Genomic DNA, 20,048 nt, shown 5'->3' on the forward strand with positions numbered 1-20,048 from the left:
TGTCACGGGGCGCGCAACAGGCGAGCATATGCACCTCTGTCGTTTTCGCCGTTTGCATCGTTGGGTCCATGAAGCCGATTTTTCCTGCCGCCTGGCTGTTGATCTGCCTGTTAGCGAGTGTTCTGCCGGCGACCGCGCAGGCCGAATCCGTGCAGGAAAAACCCACCGCCAGCACCCCGAAAAAAACCACATCTGCGAATAAAACCGCACCGGCGAAAAAGACCGCCGCGGTAAAAAAGCGCCCACCGGTTGCTTCAAAGTCAAAACCGGCCAGCGAGGTGGTGAAAACCCCAATCCCTTCAGCCGACCTGGACCTGAGTTTGCCCAAGGACATGGTCGAAGAGCTGAAACCGGTCGGTACAGTGCCATTACCCAAGCGCGAACCGGTGTTGCCGGAAATGTTCGGCGACAAAAACAACCAGTTCCAGATCAACGGCAAGCTGATCAATAACGAAATGCAGTTGCAACTGCGTAACGAAGAACGCCGTGAAGTCGAAGGCGCGGCGCTGGAATTCGAATTCAAGCGTTGAATCCCGCCTTTGCATGCCCGCAAGCAAAGACGCTTGGTCGGAGACTGCCCGGTCACGCTCGCTTGCGGGTAAAAACCCGAGGCCGAGTAATTTAAAACAACTGTTTTAGCGGTTACTCTGTGCCCCGTCCTTTAACACATTGCTCGTCGCGAGGAACTTTTCGTCATGAAATGCCGTGAGGGCTGTGGCGCCTGCTGCATAGCCCCTTCCATCAGTTCACCGATTCCCGGTATGCCCAATGGCAAAGCCGCCGGGGAGCGTTGCCTGCAACTCTCTACAGAAAACCTGTGCAACATTTTCGGTAAACCCGAGCGTCCGGCGGTGTGTTCGGCTTTCGAGGCTGACGTCGAGGTGTGTGGCAGCAGCAGCGAAGAGGCTATTCGGTTGATTGGCTGGTGGGAGCAAATGACGGCCGCGTGATGTGTTCGACGAACGGAACTTCAACAATAAGGAATAAGATTATGGGTTCGCTGCATCGTATGGCTGTGTTGTGTGGTTTGACGGCTGTCCTGGCCACGTCGGTCGCCCAGGCCGAAGACTGGAAGGTCGCCAGGAATGAAGACGGCATCAAGATATCCCTGAGTGAAGTGCCCGGCTCCGACTACAAGGCCTATCAGGGCGTCACGCTGATGAAGACCACCGTGGCCAAGCTGCGCGCGCTGCAGGAAGACGTGGTCGGCACCTGCGCCTGGATTCACGAGTGCAAGACCCAGAAGTTGCTCAAGCGCGAAGGCGACCAGAGCTGGACCTACACCCAGTTCAATACGCCATGGCCGGTCACGCCGCGTGATTCGGTGGTGCATATCACCACGACTGTTGGTGCCGATGGCAGCTTGACCCGCAAGCTCGAGGGCGTGCCGAAATACATTCCTGAAGAAAAAGGTTTTGTCCGGGTCGCCAAGGTCGACGGTTTCTGGAAGTTCGTACCCAAGGGCGATCAGGTCGAGGTGACCTACCAGGTGCATACCGAGCCTGGCGGCAGCGTGCCATCGATGGTGGCCAACAAGTTTGTGGTCGATGCCCCGTTCAATACGTTGAAAGCCCTGAAAGAGCGCGCCGAGAAGTAACGCCGATCAAAGATCGCAGCCCCTGTAGGAGCTGCCGAAGGCTGCGATCTTTCGCCTTTATTGTGTTTCCAGATATTCGTTGCACAAAATTTTCACAAAGCCTCCAAGACAATTCGCCCGCGCCGCCATCGACGAACAGTAATCAATGGCAATGCCGCGATTGATCGTGCAACATTTGCGCACCGCGCAAACCCCGGGGCCGAGTACTGGCCAACAGAGGGCAGGGCGCAGCTGTATTTTCGAAACTTCAACTTCCAATGGGTCCTAAAACGACATGGCAATCCCGGACGCCCTGAGTCAGAAGCGAGCATCGAGTCGCTTGCTGCAACCGACCGTCAAATCGCATCTGGCCTACACGCTGTTGTGCGCTCTGGTCATGATGGTGATGTTTTCCGCACTGCGCCTCGCGCTGCTGGTCTACAACCGCGAAATGATCCTCGATACACCGGCCGCGACCTTTTTCGAAGCATTCGCCAATGGCCTGCGTTTCGACCTGCGCCTGGTGGTGTACCTGAGCATTCCGCTGGTGCTGGCGCTGTTCAGTGCCAGGGCCATGGCCGCGCGCGGGATCTTTCGCCTGTGGCTGACGGTAACTTCCAGCATCGCGCTGTTCCTCGGCCTGATGGAGATGGACTTCTACCGTGAATTCCACCAGCGCCTCAACGGGCTGGTCTTCCAGTATGTGAAGGAAGACCCGAAAACCGTGATGAGCATGCTCTGGTACGGTTTCCCGGTGGTTCGCTACCTGCTGGCCTGGGCCTTGGGTACCTGGATCCTGAGCCTGGCGTTCAAGGGCGCCGACCGTGCCACGCGTCCCCGTGGCCCGTTCAGTGGCGGCAGCATCAGCACCCGCCAGGTGGCTCCCTGGTACTCGCGCGCCATGGTGTTCGTGGTCTGCCTGCTGATCTGCGTGGTCGCGGCCCGCGGGACCTTGCGCCAAGGCCCGCCCATGCGTTGGGGTGATGTCTACACCACCGATTCCAACTTCGCCAACCAGCTGGGCCTCAACGGTACCCTGTCCCTGGTGGCGGCGGCGAAGAGCCGGATGTCCGAAGATCGCGACAACATCTGGAAAGCCACCTTGCCGCAACCGATGGCGCAGCAGACCGTGCGCGACCTGCTGGTGATGCAGGACGACAAACTGGTGGATGGCGAGACCGCCGCCGTGCGTCGCGACTACACACCGCCGGTGGACAAGACCCTGCCGATCAAGAACGTCGTCGTGATCCTGATGGAAAGCATGGCCGGTCACTCGGTGGGTGTACTGGGCGGGCCGGGCAACATCACGCCATACCTCGACAAACTGTCTAAGGAAGGCCTGTTGTTCGACCGCTTCTTCTCCAACGGTACCCACACCCACCAGGGCATGTTCGCCACCATGGCCTGCTTCCCGAACTTGCCGGGTTTCGAATACCTGATGCAGACCCCGGAGGGCAGCCACAAACTGTCCGGCCTGCCGCAGCTGCTCAGCGCTCGTGACTACGACGACGTGTATGTCTACAACGGCGATTTCGCCTGGGACAACCAGTCGGGTTTCTTCAGCAACCAGGGCATGACCAACTTCATCGGGCGTAACGACTTCGTCAACCCGGTGTTCTCCGACCCGACCTGGGGTGTGTCCGACCAGGACATGTTCGACCGTGGCCTGGTGGAGCTCAAGGCCCGCGATGGCAAGGACAAGAAACCCTTCTATGCCTTGCTGCAAACCCTGTCCAACCACACCCCGTACGCCTTGCCGAGCCCATTGCCGGTTGAGCGTGTGACCGATCGTGGCAGCCTGAACGAGCATTTGACGGCCATGCGTTACTCGGACTGGGCGCTGGGCCAGTTCTTCGAAAAGGCGCGCAATGAGCCGTACTTCAAGGAAACCCTGTTTGTCATCGTCGGCGACCACGGTTTCGGCAACGAACGCCAGATCACCGAAATGGACCTGGGTCGTTTCAACGTGCCGATGCTGCTGATCGCACCGGGCATCCAGGAAAAATTCGGCACCCTCGACCACACCGTTGGCACCCAGGTCGACATCGTGCCGACAATCATGGGCCGGATCGGTGGCGAAGTGCGTCATCAGTGCTGGGGCCGCGACTTGCTCAACCTGCCTGAGGGCGATACCGGGTTTGGCGTGATCAAGCCATCGGGCAGCGAGCAGACCACCGCGATCATCACCGCGGACCAGATTCTGGTGTTGCCGAAGGACAAGGACATGGAGCCGAAGATGTACCAGTATGAACTGGGCGCTACGCCTCGTGCCGTGGTCGTTCCGAATGCACCGCGTACCGCCGAGCTTAAAACCAAGCTCGAAGCGTTCCTGCAAACGGCGACCAAGAGCCTGATCGATAACACCGCTGGTGTGGTCGACGGCAAGCCGGACTAAACAACGCTGCAATAAAAAAGAGGCCCTTCAAGGGCCTCTTTTTTTATCGGTCAAAACTTCATATCTTGCCGAGCAACACCAGGATCAGTATCACCACCAACACCACGCCGATGATACCGGACGGGCCATAACCCCAACTTCTGGAGTGCGGGAAGACCGGTAGACCACCGATCAGTAACAGGATCAGAATGATCAGAAGAATTGTGCCCATGTCTGTTTCCTTGCTGTAAGTGTTCAGGAATGACTTAGCCGTTATCAGTCAGCGGGAATGTCATTAATTCGAGCTGCTTAAAAAATCCGACCGCGACGCAAGGCAGAAAATTCCAAGTTTTTTTGCGGTTTTTAGAACTATTGCCTATTCCGTCTGCTGTTAAGTTAGTTGGTGCGCCGCGTTCGTGGTTTGCTTGGGGCATTCAGCAATCTGATAGAGCGTGGGTCGGCCTACAGCCTTCGCTACACTCGACGCATCTTCCCCAGAACAACAAGGCTGTTTGCTATGCAAAATCGCATGATGATCACTGGCGCAGGCTCCGGCCTGGGTCGCGAAATCGCGCTGCGCTGGGCGCGCGAAGGCTGGCAGCTGGCCTTGTCGGATGTCAGCGAAACGGGTTTGCAGGAAACCCTGAAGCTGGTGCGCGAAGCCGGTGGCGATGGCTTCATCCAGCGCTGTGATGTGCGTGACTACAGTCAACTGACCGCCTTCGCCCAGGCATGCGAAGTCAAGCTGGGGGGCATCGACGTCATCGTCAACAACGCGGGCGTGGCCTCGGGCGGGTTCTTCAGCGAGCTGTCCCTGGAGGACTGGGACTGGCAGATCGCAATCAACCTCATGGGCGTGGTCAAGGGTTGCAAGGCCTTCCTGCCGTTGCTGGAGAAGAGCAAGGGCAAGATCATCAACATCGCGTCGATGGCGGCGTTGATGCAAGGCCCGGCCATGAGCAACTACAACGTGGCCAAGGCCGGCGTGGTGGCGTTGTCCGAAAGCCTGCTGATCGAACTCGCGCATCAGGAAGTCGGCGTGCATGTGGTGTGCCCATCGTTCTTCCAGACCAATCTGCTGGACTCCTTCCGCGGCCCGACCCCGGCCATGAAAGCCCAGGTTGGCAAGTTGCTGGAAAGCTCGCCCATCAGTGCCGCCGATATCGCCGACTATATCTACCAGCAAGTCGCCGCTGGCGAATTCATGATCCTGCCCCACGAACAGGGCCGCCAGGCCTGGGCGCTGAAGCAGAAGAACCCGCAACTGCTGTACAACGAAATGACCCTGATGGCCGACAAGATGCGCGCCAAGGCCAAACAATCCGCAAGCTGAACTTGCCCGCCTGCAACAGCCTCGTTAGGGTGGCCGCCATCGGCCATCCTCGCGAGACCTTCCCATGCTCAATTACCTGTGGTTTTTCCTCGCGGCACTGTTCGAAATCGCCGGTTGCTTTGCCTTCTGGATGTGGTTGCGCCAGGGTAAAAGCGTCTGGTGGGTGCTGCCGGCGCTGCTCAGCCTGACGTTGTTCGCGCTGTTGCTGACGCGAATAGAAGCGACTTATGCAGGCCGCGCCTATGCCGCCTACGGCGGTATCTACATCATTGCTTCGATTGGCTGGCTGGCGGTGGTCGAGCGGATTCGTCCGCTGGGCTCCGACTGGCTCGGCGTGGCGCTGTGCGTGATCGGCGCAAGCATCATCCTGTTCGGCCCGCGCTTCTCGGCCTCCTGACGAATCGGCCTTGCTTGATAGAAGTGGTGTGTCAGACATTTCCTTCAGCAAGGTAGGCCTGTGCTTGTAGGTTTGGTCTGGATTACCGCGGCTGCCTTGTAGGCCCGCGGTGCGCCGGGCATCTTCAAGGTCCGATAACTCTGAAGGACCACAGCCATGCTTGTACTGAGTCGCGTAGTCGGCGAATTGATTTCCATCGGCGACACCATTTCGGTGCGCATCATCGCCGTCAATGGCGGCAATGTGCGCTTCGGCATCGAAGCCCCGCACGATGTCAGCGTGCACCGTACCGAGATCTACGAGCGAATCCAGCGCAAGCTGGCGCGGAACAGGAAATCAGTCGAATAGGTGCTTGGGCACGTCATGCTTGAGCATCAGCTGGCATTGCTCGCTTTCCGGATCGAAGACAATCAGGGCCTGGCCCTTGATCAAGGCCTGGCGAACCCGCAAGACACGGGTTTCCAGCGGCGTGTCATCGCCATTGTCGGTGCCGTCGCGGGTCACGAAGTCTTCGATCAGGCGGGTCAGGGTGTCGACTTCAAGTTGGTCGTGGGGAATAAGCATGGGCACCTCGGTCAAATCAATGGCGCGATGCTACGGTGGTTATGAACGTATCACCAGTAGGAGCTGCCGCAGGCTGCGATCTTTTGACTTTGATTTTTACAAACAAGATCAAGAGATCGCAGCCTGCGGCAGCTCCTACAGGATTGTGTTTCCTTAGCTGTTGTTGCGTTGGCCCACCAGGCTATCCACCGACGGCACCCGCGTATCGCTTTCCATCTGCGTTTCATGTTCGATCTGGTGACTGAACCGGTCCAGCGAACCCTGGGCCGGCTGTGCGTCGCTGGCGAACACCGGCGGGCTGAGGATGTAGGCACCGAGCAGGCGACTGAGGGCAGCGAGACTGTCGATGTGGGTGCGTTCGTAGCCGTGGGTGGCATCGCAGCCGAAGGCGAGCAGGGCGGTGCGGATGTCATGGCCGGCAGTGACCGCCGAGTGAGCGTCGCTGAAGTAGTAGCGGAACAGGTCGCGGCGTACCGGCAGTTCGTTGTCGCTGGCCAGGCGCAGCAGGTGCCGCGACAGGTGATAGTCGTACGGCCCGCCGGAATCCTGCATCGCGATGCTCACCGCGTGTTCGCTGGAGTGCTGGCCGGGCGCGACGGGCGCGATGTCGATGCCGACGAATTCACTGACGTCCCAGGGTAATGCCGCCGCTGCGCCACTGCCGGTTTCCTCGGTGATGGTGAACAGCGGATGACAATCGATCGCCAGCTCTTCGCCACTGTCTACGATGGCTTTCAAGGCTGCCAGCAATGCCGCGACACCGGCCTTGTCGTCCAGGTGACGGGCGCTGATGTGGCCGCTTTCGGTGAACTCCGGCAACGGGTCGAAGGCGACGAAATCGCCGACGCTGATGCCCAGGGAATCGCAATCGGCGCGGGTCGCGCAATAGGCATCCAGGCGCAACTCGATGTGATCCCAGCTGATCGGCATTTCATCCACGGCGGTGTTGAACGCGTGCCCGGAGGCCATCAGCGGCAATACGCTGCCACGGATCACGCCATTGTCGGTAAACAGGCTCACGCGGCTGCCTTCGGCAAAGCGACTGGACCAGCAGCCCACGGGGGCCAGCGTCAGGCGGCCGTTGTCCTTGATGGCGCGCACGGCGGCGCCAATGGTGTCCAGGTGGGCGGAAACGGCTCGGTCCGGGCTGTTTTTCTTGCCCTTGAGGGTGGCGCGGATGGTGCCGCGGCGGGTCATCTCGAAGGGGATGCCCAGTTCTTCAAGCCGCTCGGCGACATAGCGCACGATGGTGTCGGTGAAGCCGGTGGGGCTGGGAATGGCGAGCATTTCCAGCAGGACTTTTTGCAAATAGGTCAGGTCTGGTTCCGGGTATTGGCGGGTCATGGAAACTCCTGATGAGTTGAGGCCATCGATGGTTTCGATGAAGGTTTTTTGTGGCCTGTCAGGCCGTCTTCCCTGGCAAGCCAGCTCCTACAGGTCAAACACAAAACCTTGTAGGAGCTGGCTTGCCAGCGAAGGCGGCCGTCCAGCCACCACAATTAAGAAACAGCCGGCTGACTGTGCGGAAACAACAGATCGACAAACCGCTCGGCCGTCGGCTGCGGTTCATGATTGGCCAGCCCGGCGCGCTCGTTGGCTTCGATGAACACGTACTGCGGTTGATCGGCGGCAGACACCATCAGGTCGAGGCCAACCATGGGAATATCCAGTGCCCGCGCCGCGCGCACCGCGGCGTCCACCAGCGTGGGATGCAGGATCGCGGTGACGTCTTCGAGAATCCCGCCTGTGTGAAGATTCGCTGTACGACGTACGAACAGATGCTCGCCCGCGGGCAGAATGCTGTCGAAGTCATAACCCGCGGCGTGAACGGTGCGTTCGGTCTCATGATCCAGCGGGATCTTGCTTTCGCCGCCCGTGGCCGCCTGCCGCCGCCGACTCTGGGCTTCGATCAGCGCGCCGATGGAGTGCTGGCCATCGCCCACCACCTCGGCCGGCCGACGAATCGCCGCGGCCACCACTTCAAAGCCGATCACCAGGATCCGCAGGTCGAGGCCTTCGTGAAAGCTTTCCAGTAGCACTCGCGTGTCGAACTGGCGTGCCGCTTCGATGGCTTGCTGGACCTCTTCGATGGCCTGTAGATCTACCGCCACCCCTTGTCCCTGTTCACCGTCCAGCGGTTTGACCACCACCCGATGGTGTTCGTCGAGAAACGCCAGGTTGTCATCGGCGTTACCTGCCAGTTGCTGCGCCGGCAGGTTCAGGCCGGCGGCCGTGAGCACTTTATGGGTCAGGCTCTTGTCCTGGCACAGGCTCATGCTGATGGCGCTGGTCAGGTCGCTGAGGGACTCGCGACAGCGTACCCGGCGGCCACCATGGCTGAGGGTGAACAGGCCGGCTTCGGCATCGTCGACCTGGACATCAATGCCGCGACGATGTGCTTCTTCGACGATGATCCGCGCATACGGATTGAAATTCGCTTCAGGACCCGGGCCGAGAAACAGCGACTGGTTGATGCCGTTCTTGCGCTTGATGGCGAACGTCGAGAGGTTGCGAAAGCCGAGCTTGGCGTACAGGTTTTTCGCCTGGCGATTGTCGTGCAGCACGGACAGGTCAAGGTAACTCAGCCCGCGACTCATGAAATGTTCAATCAGATGCCGCACCAGCACCTCGCCGACGCCGGGCCGTGAACAGCACGGATCGACCGCCAGGCACCACAGGCTGCTACCGTTTTCCGGATCGTTGAAGGCCTTGTGATGATTGAGGCCCATGACGCTGCCGATGACCGCGCCGCTGTCCTCGTCTTCCGCCAGCCAGTACACCGGACCCCCCAGGTGCCTGGGGGTCAGCAGGCTGGCATCGATCGGCAGCATGCCCCGTGCGTGGTAAAGCTGATTGATCGCATTCCAGTCGGCATCGCTCTGGGCGCGGCGGATGCGAAAACCGCGAAACACCCGGGTGGCCTGACGGTAATCGCTGAACCACAGGCGCAAGGTGTCGGACGGATCGAGGAACAGTTGCGTCGGCTCCAGGCCCAGCACTTGCTGGGGCGCGGCGACGTAGAGGGCGATATCCCGTTCGCCCGGCTGCTCGTTGAGCAACTCCCGGGCGAGGCTGGCGGCATCGGCGAAGGTATGGCCGATCAGCAAGCGGCCCCAGCCGCAATGCACGGCAATCGGCTCGGCTCCCAGTGCGCTGCCGTCTTCGGCCAGGCGCGCCTGCAAGCGTTCGTAGGAGGGCGCCTGACCGCGCAACAGGCGCTGGCTGAAAGCCGTGGCGTGAGGTTTCATCGGTCAGATTCCTTGTTCGCTGAGCCACAGGTTCAGGGCCGCCAGTTGCCACAGCTTGGAGCCGCGCAACGGCGTCAGTTGACCTTGTGGGTCCGTCAGCAGGCGGTCGAGCATCGCGGGTTTGAACAGGCCGCGATCCTGGCTTGGATCGAGCAGCAGTTCGCGCACCCAGTTCAGCGTGTCGCCCTGCAAGTGCTTGAGGCCGGGTACCGGAAAGTAACCCTTCTTGCGGTCGATCACTTCACTGGGAATCACCAGGCGCGCCGCTTCCTTGAGGACTTGCTTGCCGCCGTCGGGCAGTTTGAATTTGCCGGGCACCCGGGCCGACAATTCCACCAGGCGATAGTCGAGAAACGGCGTGCGCGCTTCCAGGCCCCAGGCCATGGTCATGTTGTCGACGCGCTTGACCGGGTCGTCCACCAGCATCACCGTGCTGTCCAGGCGCAGGGCCTTGTCCACCGCGGCGTCGGCACCGGGCTGTGCGAAATGTTCCTTCACGAAGTCGCCGGCAGCGTCATTGGCCGTCAGCCATTTCGGTTGCACGGTGGCGGCGTAGTCGTCGTAGCTGCGGTCGAAAAACGCTTCGCGATAGGCCGCGTACGGATCGCTGGCGCCGTCGACCTGGGGATACCAGTGATAACCGGCAAACAGTTCGTCGGCACCCTGGCCGCTTTGCACCACTTTGCAATGCTTGGCCACTTCCCTGGACAACAGGTAAAAGGCGATGCAGTCGTGGCTGACCATCGGCTCGCTCATGGCACGGAACGCGGCGGGCAGTTGTTCGATGATCTCGCTTTCGTCGATGCGCAGTTGGTGGTGCTGGGTGCCGTAGTGCTTGGCGATCAGGTCCGAGTACTGGAACTCGTCGCCGCGCTCGCCACCGGCATCCTGGAAACCGATGGAGAAGGTCGACAGGTTTTCCACGCCGACCTCCCGCAACAGCCCGACCAGCAGGCTCGAATCGACTCCGCCGGACAGCAGCACGCCGACATCGACTGCGGCACGTTGGCGGATGGCTACCGCCTCGCGCGTACTGTCGAGCACGCGGTCACGCCAGTCCTCAAGTGTCAGATTTTTCTCATCGTCGTGTGGGCCATAGGGCAGGGTCCACCAGGTTTTCTGCTCGGTACGGCCATCCGCTTCAATGCGCATCCAGGTCGCCGGCGGCAGTTTTTCGATGCCGGCCAGCAAGGTGCGCGGCGCCGGGACCACGGCATGGAAATTCAGGTAATGATTGAGCGCCACCGGATCGAGGATCGGGTTGATGTCGCCGCCCTTGAGCAACGCCGGCAACGCCGAGGCAAAACGCAGGCGCTGGCCGGTGCGCGACAGGTACAGCGGCTTGACGCCGAGGCGGTCGCGGGCGATGAACAGGCGTTGGCTGTCGCGCTCCCAGATGGCGAAGGCAAACATGCCGTTGAGTTTCGGCAGCAGTGCTTCGCCCCAGGCATGGAAACCCTTGAGCAGCACTTCGGTGTCACCGCCGGAATAGAAGGCATAACCCAGGCTTTCAAGTTCGCTGCGCAGTTCCGGGAAGTTGTAGATCGCGCCGTTGAAGGCCAGGGACAGTCCCAGTTGATTGTCGATCATCGGCTGCGCCGAACCGTCCGACAGGTCCATGATTTTCAGGCGGCGATGGCCCAGGGCAATCGGCCCCTGGCTGTGAAAACCCCAGGCGTCGGGGCCTCGAGGTGCCAGGTGATGGGTGATTCGCTCAATGGCTGCAAGGTCTGCAGGTTGATTGTCAAAACGTAACTCGCCAGCTAATCCGCACATAAATTCCTTACCGGTTTTTCCGTTGGGGAGGGGCAATCGATACCGCGCCAAAACGACGGGTACTCAGAAACTGACCCGTCTCGGTAGTGGGAGTTTTAGAACGATGGGTTATAAGCAGGCGTGTACTGGCTAATGCCGGGGGTACACAAGTGTGCAGTGCCAGGGTGGTAATTAATGCTGGGATGCATAGGAGAAGCTGTTAGGACGGTGCCAGATTCGTTCCGCTTTTCGAATTATCAATTGCCCATTGAGCTTCATAAACTGAGGGTCTCCCCATGCAATAAGGATATTGCTCATGCCAGCCACAACACCCAAGGCCGCCCCCGCGGCAGTCCCCTTGACCCCCGCAGAACGTCTCGAGGCTCTAGTGGAGCACACAGGCGACCTGGACAAGGCTGAAGCCCTGCAAGCGTCGATTCCGCCATGGTTGGCCATTGCGGATCTGCCAGTGGTGCAGGCGTTGAACGCTGCATTCGAGCAGTCGTTTCCAGCCCAAGGCAAGGCGGCGACGGCGCTTGAACAACTCAAGCCGCTGAACGAGTTCTGCAAAGAGCAACTGACTGACCTCTTGAAAGAAAAATGGGCGATCGAGGTCGACGTCGAGCGGGACACCCTGGAAATCGAAAAAAAAATCTGCGAAGCAATGGGGCTGGCCCCGTTCTGTCGCCTGATTGAAGAAAAAACCCTTTCACGCAGCCTGCTCCAGGCGGCCATGGAAAACTTCACCTTTGGGGAAGCAACGAGCGGCGGCGTTCTGAAGGGCGCGGTGATTCGAATCGATGCAAAGGCTCAATCAGGAACTGAAGTCACCGCTGAAAAATTCGCAACGCTCTGTCGTGAGCTCGATCTCGGTGCCCGCTATCAACGTCACATCACTGAAGCCCTGGCCTTGCCGGCCAAGCCTGCAGACGATGCGCCCATCGATGATCGGGCGGGTACCGCGGACATCCGGCGGCTGAAAGCGCTGGACATGCAGGTCGCGGTGCACATGGCCTACCTGAAAAAGGACATTACCCACGCCGTTTATACGATGCTGCTGAGTGTGCTTGAGCAGGATGTCCCGGCGGCTCAAACCAAGGACGCCCTGTTGGATGGCGCACCGGTGCGTTGGCAAGGGCTGAGAATTCATGACGCCTGCATGTGTGGAGTCCTGGTGTTCAGCAAGGTCTCCATCGAGACCGACGCGAAGGCCAGGTGCGTGGTCTACATGCCGAACGAACCGCGTCGACCGCTGTTTGAATACGCCTCGCGGGAGGAATTCGAGAGCTACCTCACCCTTCATCTGCAAAGCAAAAGCTATAGGAAGTTTTTCGGTGGGCAATACCTGCACGGCCATGACAGGACCGGTTTTTTTACCGGGTTCGACAAGGACAAGAACCTGGGAACGCTGACTGCCACACCCGCCGACACCTGCCTTGCCGATTTTTTCTTCAGTTCGTTTGTCAGCAAGATTGAAGAAGACACACGAATCCTTGCTGTCCCGACCGAAGACGTCGATGCACAACAAAGGGAAAAAACCTATCAGGTATTGGAGGGTGCGGGTCTTGTGCTATTGACCGCATTCTCGTTTTTCGTCCCGGTGATCGGTCATCTGATGCTGGCGGCGGCTGCAGTCGATATCGTCAGCGAGGTGTTCGAAGGTGTGCAGGATTGGACACACGGTGAGCGAAAACAGGCGTTGTCGCATTTGCTCAACGTCGTGGAAAACCTCGGGCAGATGGCGGCATTCGCAGCGGGCGGCAAAGTGATCACGTCAGCCGTCAAAGGCGTGAAAGAGCAAGTGGCATTCTTCGACGGTTTCGAGGCCGTCACGCGCACGGATGGCAAGGCAAGGTTATGGAAGCCCGACCTCGAACCCTATAAACGGACCACGACACTGCCAGCCGACGTGCAAGCGGATTCGCAAGGGCTTTACCGGCATGCCGGGCAGACGTCGATCGTCATGGATGGAGCACCCTATGGCGTGACCCGCAATGCTGCGGACTCGGCATGGATCATCAACCACCCGGCGCGCACGGATGCCTACCAGCCTGCCGCCCTGCGCAACGTGCACGGTGGCTGGCGGCATGTCCATGAGCACGCGCACGAGTGGCGCGATGGTGCTTACGCATTGGAACGCACGGATCAGCACCTGAGTGATTTGGGCAGTGATCTGGAAGCGATTGCCGAAATCACCGACATAACCCCTGAAAATTTGCACCCTTTGCATGAAAGCAACCTCAAGTTACCGCAGCGGCTGTATGACTGTGTCCAGCGTTTCAGGATCGAGCGGCGCATTACCAGGCTGGTCGCAGCGATGGCGCGGGGAGAGACCTCGAATACGGACTTCATCCAGGAGCAATTGCATACGCTGCCGAGGCTGCCCGGCTGGCCGAAGGAACGCTTCATCGAAGTGCGCAACGAACAAGGCGGGGTCGTGTCCCGCTTCCCCGAGACTGCACCACAGGACGACGACGTCAACAGCGTGCAAGTCAGTCAGAAACAACTGGATTCGGGGCAACTGCTCGATACCGTTATCAAAGGCCTCTATCCGAACGAAGTGGAAAACATCGTCGGTAAAGCATCGACTGAATCGGACTCGCATCTGTTGGCAAAGAAGATCGCGACAAGCCTCGAGGGCGATCGTCAGTCGCTGTTCAAGTGGCTGTATAAAACCTGGGACGGCAGCGCTACCGGCGACGTCGCGACACTGCGCGAACACGCCGCTGACCTTCCCGTCCGAGTGGGTCAGGAGTTGCTGGAAAACGCCTCTGGCAGGGATCGAAGTTTTCTGGGTGATCGCAAGATAGCTGGCGTCGACCTCGCCCGGCAGGTTCGTGAGGCCCAGGCCATGATCAGGCAGGACCGTGCACTCACGGGGCTGCATCTGCCGCCACTGGCCAATGCCGATACCGACAAACTGGCGCTCGGACTGATGAACCGGGTGCAAGGCTGGAATGGCGACGTTCGACTCGAAGTGCGACAGGGATCGACAACCGGCACCTTGCTCGACAGCGTGGGCAAGGCAGAGGCGAAGTCGTGTGGAGTGATCGTCAAGATACCCACCGGCTATCAGGTCATCCAAGGCACTGGCAATGTGGTCTCCACGCTGACGAGCGAAACGCTGCTGCAGTCGATACTGGATGCACTGCCTGCTTCACAACGCTCCGCCATGGGCTTGACTGGCAGCGATACCCTGGATTTCCCGACACTGCGATCACGCCTGTCGAGGGCCGCCACGGCTGACCCGGCGCACACCGGGCGGCTGCTGCGGGGTGAGCGCAATGAAACACCGGAACACCTGTCTGCCTGTGTCCAGGCCGATCCTCCCGCTGCCAGTGCTTATGCAAGAGGCATGATTCGTAAAGTCAAAAAGCTCTATCCGCTGTTCACCGAGATCCAGGTCTTGGCGTTCCTGGACGCGGCCGGCAGTACGCAGATGCAGCGGGGAAATCGAATCAGGGTTCTGGAACAGCAATTGAAGAAACTGCGCCAGGTGCTGCACGACTGGCGTGACGATGAAATGCAAATGAAGTCACTTGGGGGGCAACTTGATGTTATCCGGGTCAACCGTCGTCAGGTGGCCATGACCATCGAGAACTGCTGGCGCCGGATAACGCCTGCAGGCTGGCCGCCACATGACCCCTTCACCTCGCTCACGCTGATTCGCAACCCGGTGGGCCCATTACCGACCCTGACCGAGGACGATGTCGCCCATGTGCGCAGCCTTTCCATCATGGACATGCAGGCCGGCGATGAACTGGAGTATTTTCTCAAGCCCTTCAAAGGCCTTGTCAGCCTGGAACTGGACCGCAATCTACTCACACGATTGCCTGAAGTGCTGTCACACATGCCTAACCTTCAACATTTGAGGCTGGACGGTAATGGGATAGCGCTTACCGAGCACACGTTGCGCAAACTGGCCGACATGCGCACATTGCGTACCTTGGGGCTCAGCGGCAATCGGTTGGGTGCCACCATCGATGTCAGCAAGATGCTGGATCTCAGAGACCTGTTCCTGCGCGATACCCATGCCACGGAACTGCCCGTCGGTCTTAACCGTTTGCCGTATCTGAATTTCCTCGACCTGCGTGGTAATCAGATAATGGAATTGCCCGCCTGGCTGTTCCAGGTCCCTCGGCGTTTCGCCGAAGCGATCAATCTGCGTGATAACCCGATATCCGAGACAAGCCGTACGCTGCTGGAAACCTATCGCAACAATAGGGGGGTCGGGATGGGGTTGCTGGACGATAAAGCCGTGGTGATCAGTGAACAAAGGGCTAGAGACCTGTGGCTGCCAGAAAATTCTGAAGAGACCTATACCCGTCGTAATCGTCAATGGCTGGCGCTGACGAACGAACCCGGCGCGAATGGATTCTTTGAACTGCTGGCAGAACTGGGTGGCAGCGCAGATAACCGCTTTGTCCACGAAGACATGACCCGTCGGGTGTGGAGTGTCATTGATGCGATCCAGACTGATTCGGCGTTGCGCGACCAATTGCTGGCGATGGCAGTGAGAGCCAATTGCGCTGATGCGGCGGCCACGATCTTCAGTAACCTTGAGGTGGCCGTGAATATCGATACGGTGGTTCGCCAGTCCGCCAATGCCCATGATCAGGCGGCTCGGCTGTTGAGTCTTGGGCGCCGCTTGTTCCGCCTGGATTACCTGACCAGGCTCGCCCGGGAACATGCCCGGCCCCGTCCCGACCTCGAACCGCTGGAAGTGGAGTTGGCCTATCGCACCGGACTGGCAGACAGGCTCGACATTTTCGGTCAGCCCCGGCACATGCGCTATGCGTCCAATAGCGGCGTTACAGCCAAGGACCTGGAAACCGCCTACAGCAAGGTCATCACCGCCGAAACATCCCCCGAATTATCGACTTACATACAGGGCCGCACGTTTTGGAGTGACTTTTTGCGACAGCATCATGGCAAGGACTTCACTGATGTGGCCGCGCCTTTTCAAGAGCAAATGCAGGCGGCCATTGATAGCGAGAAGGAGTTTGGCGCGGACTATCTCGCCACGGTCGACGGCATCGTCGCTAACATGAAGACAGAGGAGAGCAAGCTGTTGAAGCGCCTGACCGAGGCGGCCATGAAGGCCGTCGAGTCAGAGACTTGTTTTGCCCTGGATTGAACGCCTCAGGCCTTGCCGCGTATCAAGCGCCGCAATGCGAAACGGTTGGGATGGCAGGCCTCGGCCACGGCCCTGGGCAGCGGCAGCGGTTCGTCATCCAGCCAGGCGGCGATCAATTCGCCTGACAATGGCGCGGTGATCAGCCCTCGCGAACCGTGGCCGCTGTTGACGTACAAGCCATCCAGCCAGGGGCAGGGGATGTCCGGGGTTTGCCGGGCATCCTTGCTCAATACGCTGTAGGCGTCGGCGAAGGCCTGGCTGTCGGCCAATGGGCCGACAATCGGCAAGTAATCCGGGCTGGTGCAGCGAAACGCTGCGCGACCTTCAAGCTCATCCACCTGCAAGGCCTGTGCGCCGAGCCGGGCGACCAGATCCAGGGAAATTTCTTCGAGCATCTGCAAGTTGCCCAGATGTTCGGCAGTGGTTGGGGTCAGGTCGTCGTTGTTGAAATCGAAACTCGCCCCCAGGGTATGTTCGCCCAGGCGTGCTGGCGCGACATAACCTTCAGCGCACACCACGGTACTCAGTGACTGGCTTGCAGGGGTTTGCGGCAGGCGGGTGATTTGTCCGCGAATGCGCTTGAGCGGCAATTCGCGGCTGTAGGTGAATCGCTTGATCTCGGCAGCGCCGGCCAGCACCACGGTGGGGGCGTCGGCCAGCAGCCTGTCGCCATCCCAGGCTTGCCAGCCGCCGTCCACACGGCGCAGCTCCAGCACATCGTGATGGCTCAGCAGCTCTATGTTCGATTGCGTTGCCTGCCATTGGCACAACGCGGGTGGATGCACCCAACCGCCTTCGGGGTAGAACAGGCCCCCCGATGGCAGCGCGATACCAGCACGAGCTTCGGCGTGGGTTTGATCGAGTACATGCAGCAAGCCTTCGGGAAACGCTATGGCCAATTGCGCCTGACGCTCGGCTTCCTTGGCATTGAAGGCCAGCTGCAACACCCCGCAATCGTCCCAGTCGACGCCCCGTTGCAAATGCTCTAGCAAGCGCCGGGTGTAACCAAATCCACTGACGATCAATTGCGACAACGCGGTGCCATGGGCGGAAAGCTTGAGGTACAGCACGCCCTGGGGATTGCCCGAGGCTTCCTGCGCCAGCCCGGCGTGACGCTCCAGCAGACTCACCTGCCAGCCGCGAGCCGCCAGGCTCGCGGCCGTCGCACAACCGGCCAGCCCGGCGCCGATCACCAGGGCGCGGCGTTCGCCGGTTGCCGGTGTCGGGCGCGCGAACCAGGGTTTGGTTACAGGGGGCATCGGGACTTCTTCGGGCCAGCCGAGAAACGTACCGCGCAGGATTTCCCATTTGTGGCCAATGCCTGGCGTACGTTTCATCTTGAAGCCCGCGGCATTGAGTAGCCGGCGCACCCAGCCGGTACTGGTGAAGGTGCTGATGGTCGAACCGGGTGCCGCCAGACGGGCCAGTTCGGCAAACAGTTCGGCGGTCCACATGTCGGGGTTTTTCGCCGGGGCGAAGCCGTCGAGAAACCAGGCGTCGATCTGCGCGTCCAGTTGCGGCAGTTGCTCCAGGGCATCGCCGATCAGCAAGGTGAGCGTGACGCGGCCGTTATCCAGGACCAGGCGCTGGAAACCCGGGTGGATCGCCCGGTATTGCGCCAGCAGTTGATCGGCGAACGGCTTGAGTTCGGGCCATAACGCCAGCGCTCGTTGCAGGTCGGGCAGGCTCAGCGGGTATTTCTCGACACTGACAAAATGCAATCGCGCACCGGCCTGCGCATGCTGTTCGAACAACTGCCAGGCACAGAGGAAATTCAATCCGGTGCCGAAACCGGTCTCGCCAATCACCAGTCGCCCGCCCACCGGCAACGCGGCAAAGCGTTCACGCAAGGCGTTCTGTTCGAGGAACACGTAGCGGGTTTCATCCAGCCCCGACAGGTCGGAAAAATACACATCGTCGAACACCCGCGAGCGCGGGAGGCCTTGGTCGTCCCAGTCGATCTGGGCGTGGGGCATTGCAGGTTTCATGGCAGGCTCGGTCACGGCAAGGCGCACATTCTATCCGATCGCGGCCGGGGTGCTTGATCCATGGCAAGGCCGGCAACGGCCCCGGCGATGAAAATGGGATTTCTCCCCCGCAGGAGAGGTCAATCCACTAGTCTTGCTCACATCTGCCAGGGAGCTGCCCATGTTCGAATCCGCTGAAATCGATCACGCCATCGACAAAGAAACCTACGACGCCGAGGTCCCGGCCTTGCGTGAAGCCTTGCTCGACGCGCAATTCGAACTGCGCCAGCAGGGCCGGTTTCCGGTGATCATCCTGATCAATGGCATCGAAGGCGCCGGCAAGGGTGAGACGGTGAAATTGCTCAACGAATGGATGGACCCGCGCCTGATCGAGGTGCGCACCTTCGATCAGCAAACCGACGAAGAACTGGCGCGGCCACCGGCCTGGCGCTACTGGCGGATGCTCCCGGCCCGGGGTCGCATGGGCATCTTTTTCGGCAACTGGTACAGCCAGATGCTGCAGGCCCGGGTCCACGGCGTGATCAAGGACCCAAGGCTCGATCAAAGTATCAACGCCGCCGAACGCCTGGAAAAAATGCTCTGCGACGAAGGCGCGCTGATCTTCAAGTTCTGGTTCCACCTGTCCAAGAAGCAAATGAAGGCACGCCTCAAGGCGTTGGCCGACGACCCGCTGCACAGCTGGCGCATCAGCCCGCTGGACTGGCAGCAGTCCGAAACCTACGACCGCTTTGTGAAATACGGTGAGCGCGTCTTGCGGCGCACCAGTCGCGACTATGCGCCGTGGCATGTGATCGCGGGCATGGATGCGCATTATCGCAGCCTGGTGGTGGGGAAGATTCTGCTCGAAGGCCTGCAGGGCGCCCTGAAACGACCGAAAATCCGCCCGGAAAAAGTCAACGCGGCCCCCGTGTTCCCCAGTGTCGATCAATTGAACCTGCTGGACAGCCTCGACCTCACCTTGCATCTGGCCAAGGACGATTATGAAGAGCAACTGATCACCGAGCAGGCCAGGTTTTCCGGTTTGATGCGCGACAAACGCATGCGCCGCCACGCACTGATTGCTGTGTTCGAAGGCAATGACGCGGCAGGCAAGGGTGGGGCGATTCGCCGGGTTGCCGCTGCCCTGGACCCGCGCCAGTACAACATCGTGCCGATTGCCGCGCCCACCGAAGAGGAGCGGGCGCAGCCGTATCTCTGGCGTTTTTGGCGGCATGTGCCCGCGCGGGGCAAATTCACCATGTTCGACCGCTCCTGGTATGGCCGGGTGCTGGTGGAACGTATCGAGGGATTCTGCACCCCGGCGGACTGGCTGCGCGCCTATAGCGAAATCAACGACTTTGAGGAACAGCTGACCGACGCCGGGGTGATCGTGGTGAAGTTCTGGCTGTCCATCGACAAACAGACTCAACTGGAGCGCTTCCAGGAGCGCGAAAATATTCCGTTCAAACGCTTCAAGATCACCGAGGACGATTGGCGCAACCGCGACAAGTGGGACGACTATCGCACCGCTGTCGGTGACATGGTCGACCGCACCAGCACGGAGATCTCGCCCTGGACCCTGGTGGAGGCCAATGACAAACGCTGGGCGCGGGTCAAGGTGTTGCGCACCATCAACCACGCCCTGGAAGAGGCGTTCGAAAAGTCGGGCAAGCGCAAGGGCAAATAGTCAGGCGATG

At 60.1% G+C, this 20,048-nt stretch carries 15 protein-coding genes; 9 read left to right on the forward strand and 6 right to left on the reverse strand.

All coding sequences use genetic code 11. The features are described 5' to 3' along the window. Positions 1 to 68: 68 nt before the first annotated feature. The 4 genes from ACM6I6_RS23230 (at position 69) to ACM6I6_RS23245 (ending at position 3,971) form a co-directional block, all read left to right on the forward strand. Positions 69 to 530, forward strand: a complete 462-nt coding sequence (locus ACM6I6_RS23230; protein ID WP_414920773.1) for a translation initiation factor 2 — start codon at positions 69 to 71, stop codon at positions 528 to 530. 165 nt (positions 531 to 695) lie between these two features. After that, on the forward strand, positions 696 to 950 hold the full coding sequence (locus ACM6I6_RS23235; RefSeq protein WP_323628382.1) for a YkgJ family cysteine cluster protein: 255 nt from the start codon (positions 696 to 698) through the stop codon (positions 948 to 950). Between the two features lie 41 nt (positions 951 to 991). Continuing rightward, positions 992 to 1,597 carry an START domain-containing protein gene (locus ACM6I6_RS23240; protein ID WP_274072999.1) on the forward strand — a complete coding sequence of 202 codons (606 nt, stop codon included), beginning with the start codon at positions 992 to 994 and terminating at the stop codon, positions 1,595 to 1,597. A gap of 274 nt (positions 1,598 to 1,871) precedes the next feature. Next, on the forward strand, positions 1,872 to 3,971 hold the full coding sequence (locus ACM6I6_RS23245; protein WP_414920774.1) for an LTA synthase family protein: 2,100 nt from the start codon (positions 1,872 to 1,874) through the stop codon (positions 3,969 to 3,971). A 58-nt stretch (positions 3,972 to 4,029) separates the two neighbouring features. On the opposite strand, the gene ACM6I6_RS23250 is transcribed toward ACM6I6_RS23245, so the two are convergent. Beyond that, a complete protein-coding gene (locus ACM6I6_RS23250) occupies positions 4,030 to 4,182 on the reverse strand; it encodes a DUF3309 family protein (RefSeq protein WP_179056895.1) in 153 nt (50 codons plus the stop codon). Positions 4,183 to 4,467: 285 nt separating this feature from the next. Here ACM6I6_RS23250 and ACM6I6_RS23255 point away from each other — a divergent pair, with 285 nt between their 5' ends. From ACM6I6_RS23255 to csrA, 3 genes are all read left to right on the forward strand, one after another. After that, a complete protein-coding gene (locus ACM6I6_RS23255) occupies positions 4,468 to 5,283 on the forward strand; it encodes an SDR family oxidoreductase (protein WP_274073001.1) in 816 nt (271 codons plus the stop codon). Positions 5,284 to 5,347: 64 nt separating this feature from the next. Then, complete coding sequence (locus ACM6I6_RS23260; RefSeq protein WP_274073002.1) at positions 5,348 to 5,680, forward strand: YnfA family protein; 333 nt, start codon at positions 5,348 to 5,350, stop codon at positions 5,678 to 5,680. Positions 5,681 to 5,836: 156 nt separating this feature from the next. Next, positions 5,837 to 6,028 carry a carbon storage regulator CsrA gene (csrA, locus tag ACM6I6_RS23265; protein ID WP_274073003.1) on the forward strand — a complete coding sequence of 64 codons (192 nt, stop codon included), beginning with the start codon at positions 5,837 to 5,839 and terminating at the stop codon, positions 6,026 to 6,028. Here csrA and ACM6I6_RS23270 read toward each other — a convergent pair. The 4 genes from ACM6I6_RS23270 to ACM6I6_RS23285 all read right to left on the reverse strand — a co-directional run bounded on the left by ACM6I6_RS23270 (position 6,017) and on the right by ACM6I6_RS23285 (position 11,268). Beyond that, positions 6,017 to 6,244 (reverse strand): YheU family protein, encoded by a 228-nt coding sequence (locus ACM6I6_RS23270; protein WP_008060849.1) that lies wholly within the window; start codon positions 6,242 to 6,244, stop codon positions 6,017 to 6,019. The genes csrA and ACM6I6_RS23270 overlap by 12 nt on opposite strands. 153 nt (positions 6,245 to 6,397) lie before the next feature. Then, on the reverse strand, positions 6,398 to 7,588 hold the full coding sequence (locus ACM6I6_RS23275) for an osmoprotectant NAGGN system M42 family peptidase (protein ID WP_274073004.1): 1,191 nt from the start codon (positions 7,586 to 7,588) through the stop codon (positions 6,398 to 6,400). 155 nt (positions 7,589 to 7,743) lie between these two features. Beyond that, a complete protein-coding gene (gene ngg / locus ACM6I6_RS23280; RefSeq protein ID WP_414920775.1) occupies positions 7,744 to 9,492 on the reverse strand; it encodes an N-acetylglutaminylglutamine synthetase in 1,749 nt (582 codons plus the stop codon). 3 nt (positions 9,493 to 9,495) lie between these two features. Next, a complete protein-coding gene (locus ACM6I6_RS23285; RefSeq protein ID WP_323626944.1) occupies positions 9,496 to 11,268 on the reverse strand; it encodes an N-acetylglutaminylglutamine amidotransferase in 1,773 nt (590 codons plus the stop codon). A gap of 295 nt (positions 11,269 to 11,563) precedes the next feature. On the opposite strand from ACM6I6_RS23285, the gene ACM6I6_RS23290 reads away from it, so the two are divergent. Next, positions 11,564 to 16,384 (forward strand): NEL-type E3 ubiquitin ligase domain-containing protein, encoded by a 4,821-nt coding sequence (locus ACM6I6_RS23290; protein WP_414920776.1) that lies wholly within the window; start codon positions 11,564 to 11,566, stop codon positions 16,382 to 16,384. 5 nt (positions 16,385 to 16,389) lie between these two features. On the opposite strand, the gene mnmC is transcribed toward ACM6I6_RS23290, so the two are convergent. Next, on the reverse strand, positions 16,390 to 18,372 hold the full coding sequence (mnmC, locus tag ACM6I6_RS23295; RefSeq protein ID WP_414920777.1) for a bifunctional tRNA (5-methylaminomethyl-2-thiouridine)(34)-methyltransferase MnmD/FAD-dependent 5-carboxymethylaminomethyl-2-thiouridine(34) oxidoreductase MnmC: 1,983 nt from the start codon (positions 18,370 to 18,372) through the stop codon (positions 16,390 to 16,392). Between the two features lie 160 nt (positions 18,373 to 18,532). Between mnmC and pap the strand changes: the two genes are divergently transcribed. Continuing rightward, positions 18,533 to 20,038, forward strand: a complete 1,506-nt coding sequence (gene pap / locus ACM6I6_RS23300; protein WP_274073009.1) for a polyphosphate:AMP phosphotransferase — start codon at positions 18,533 to 18,535, stop codon at positions 20,036 to 20,038. The last annotated feature ends 10 nt before the right edge of the window (positions 20,039 to 20,048 follow it).

Origin of the sequence: Pseudomonas sp. IT-P218 (assembly GCF_949767605.1) — a bacterium.
Classification (GTDB): Bacteria; Pseudomonadota; Gammaproteobacteria; order Pseudomonadales; family Pseudomonadaceae; genus Aquipseudomonas; species Aquipseudomonas putida_AE.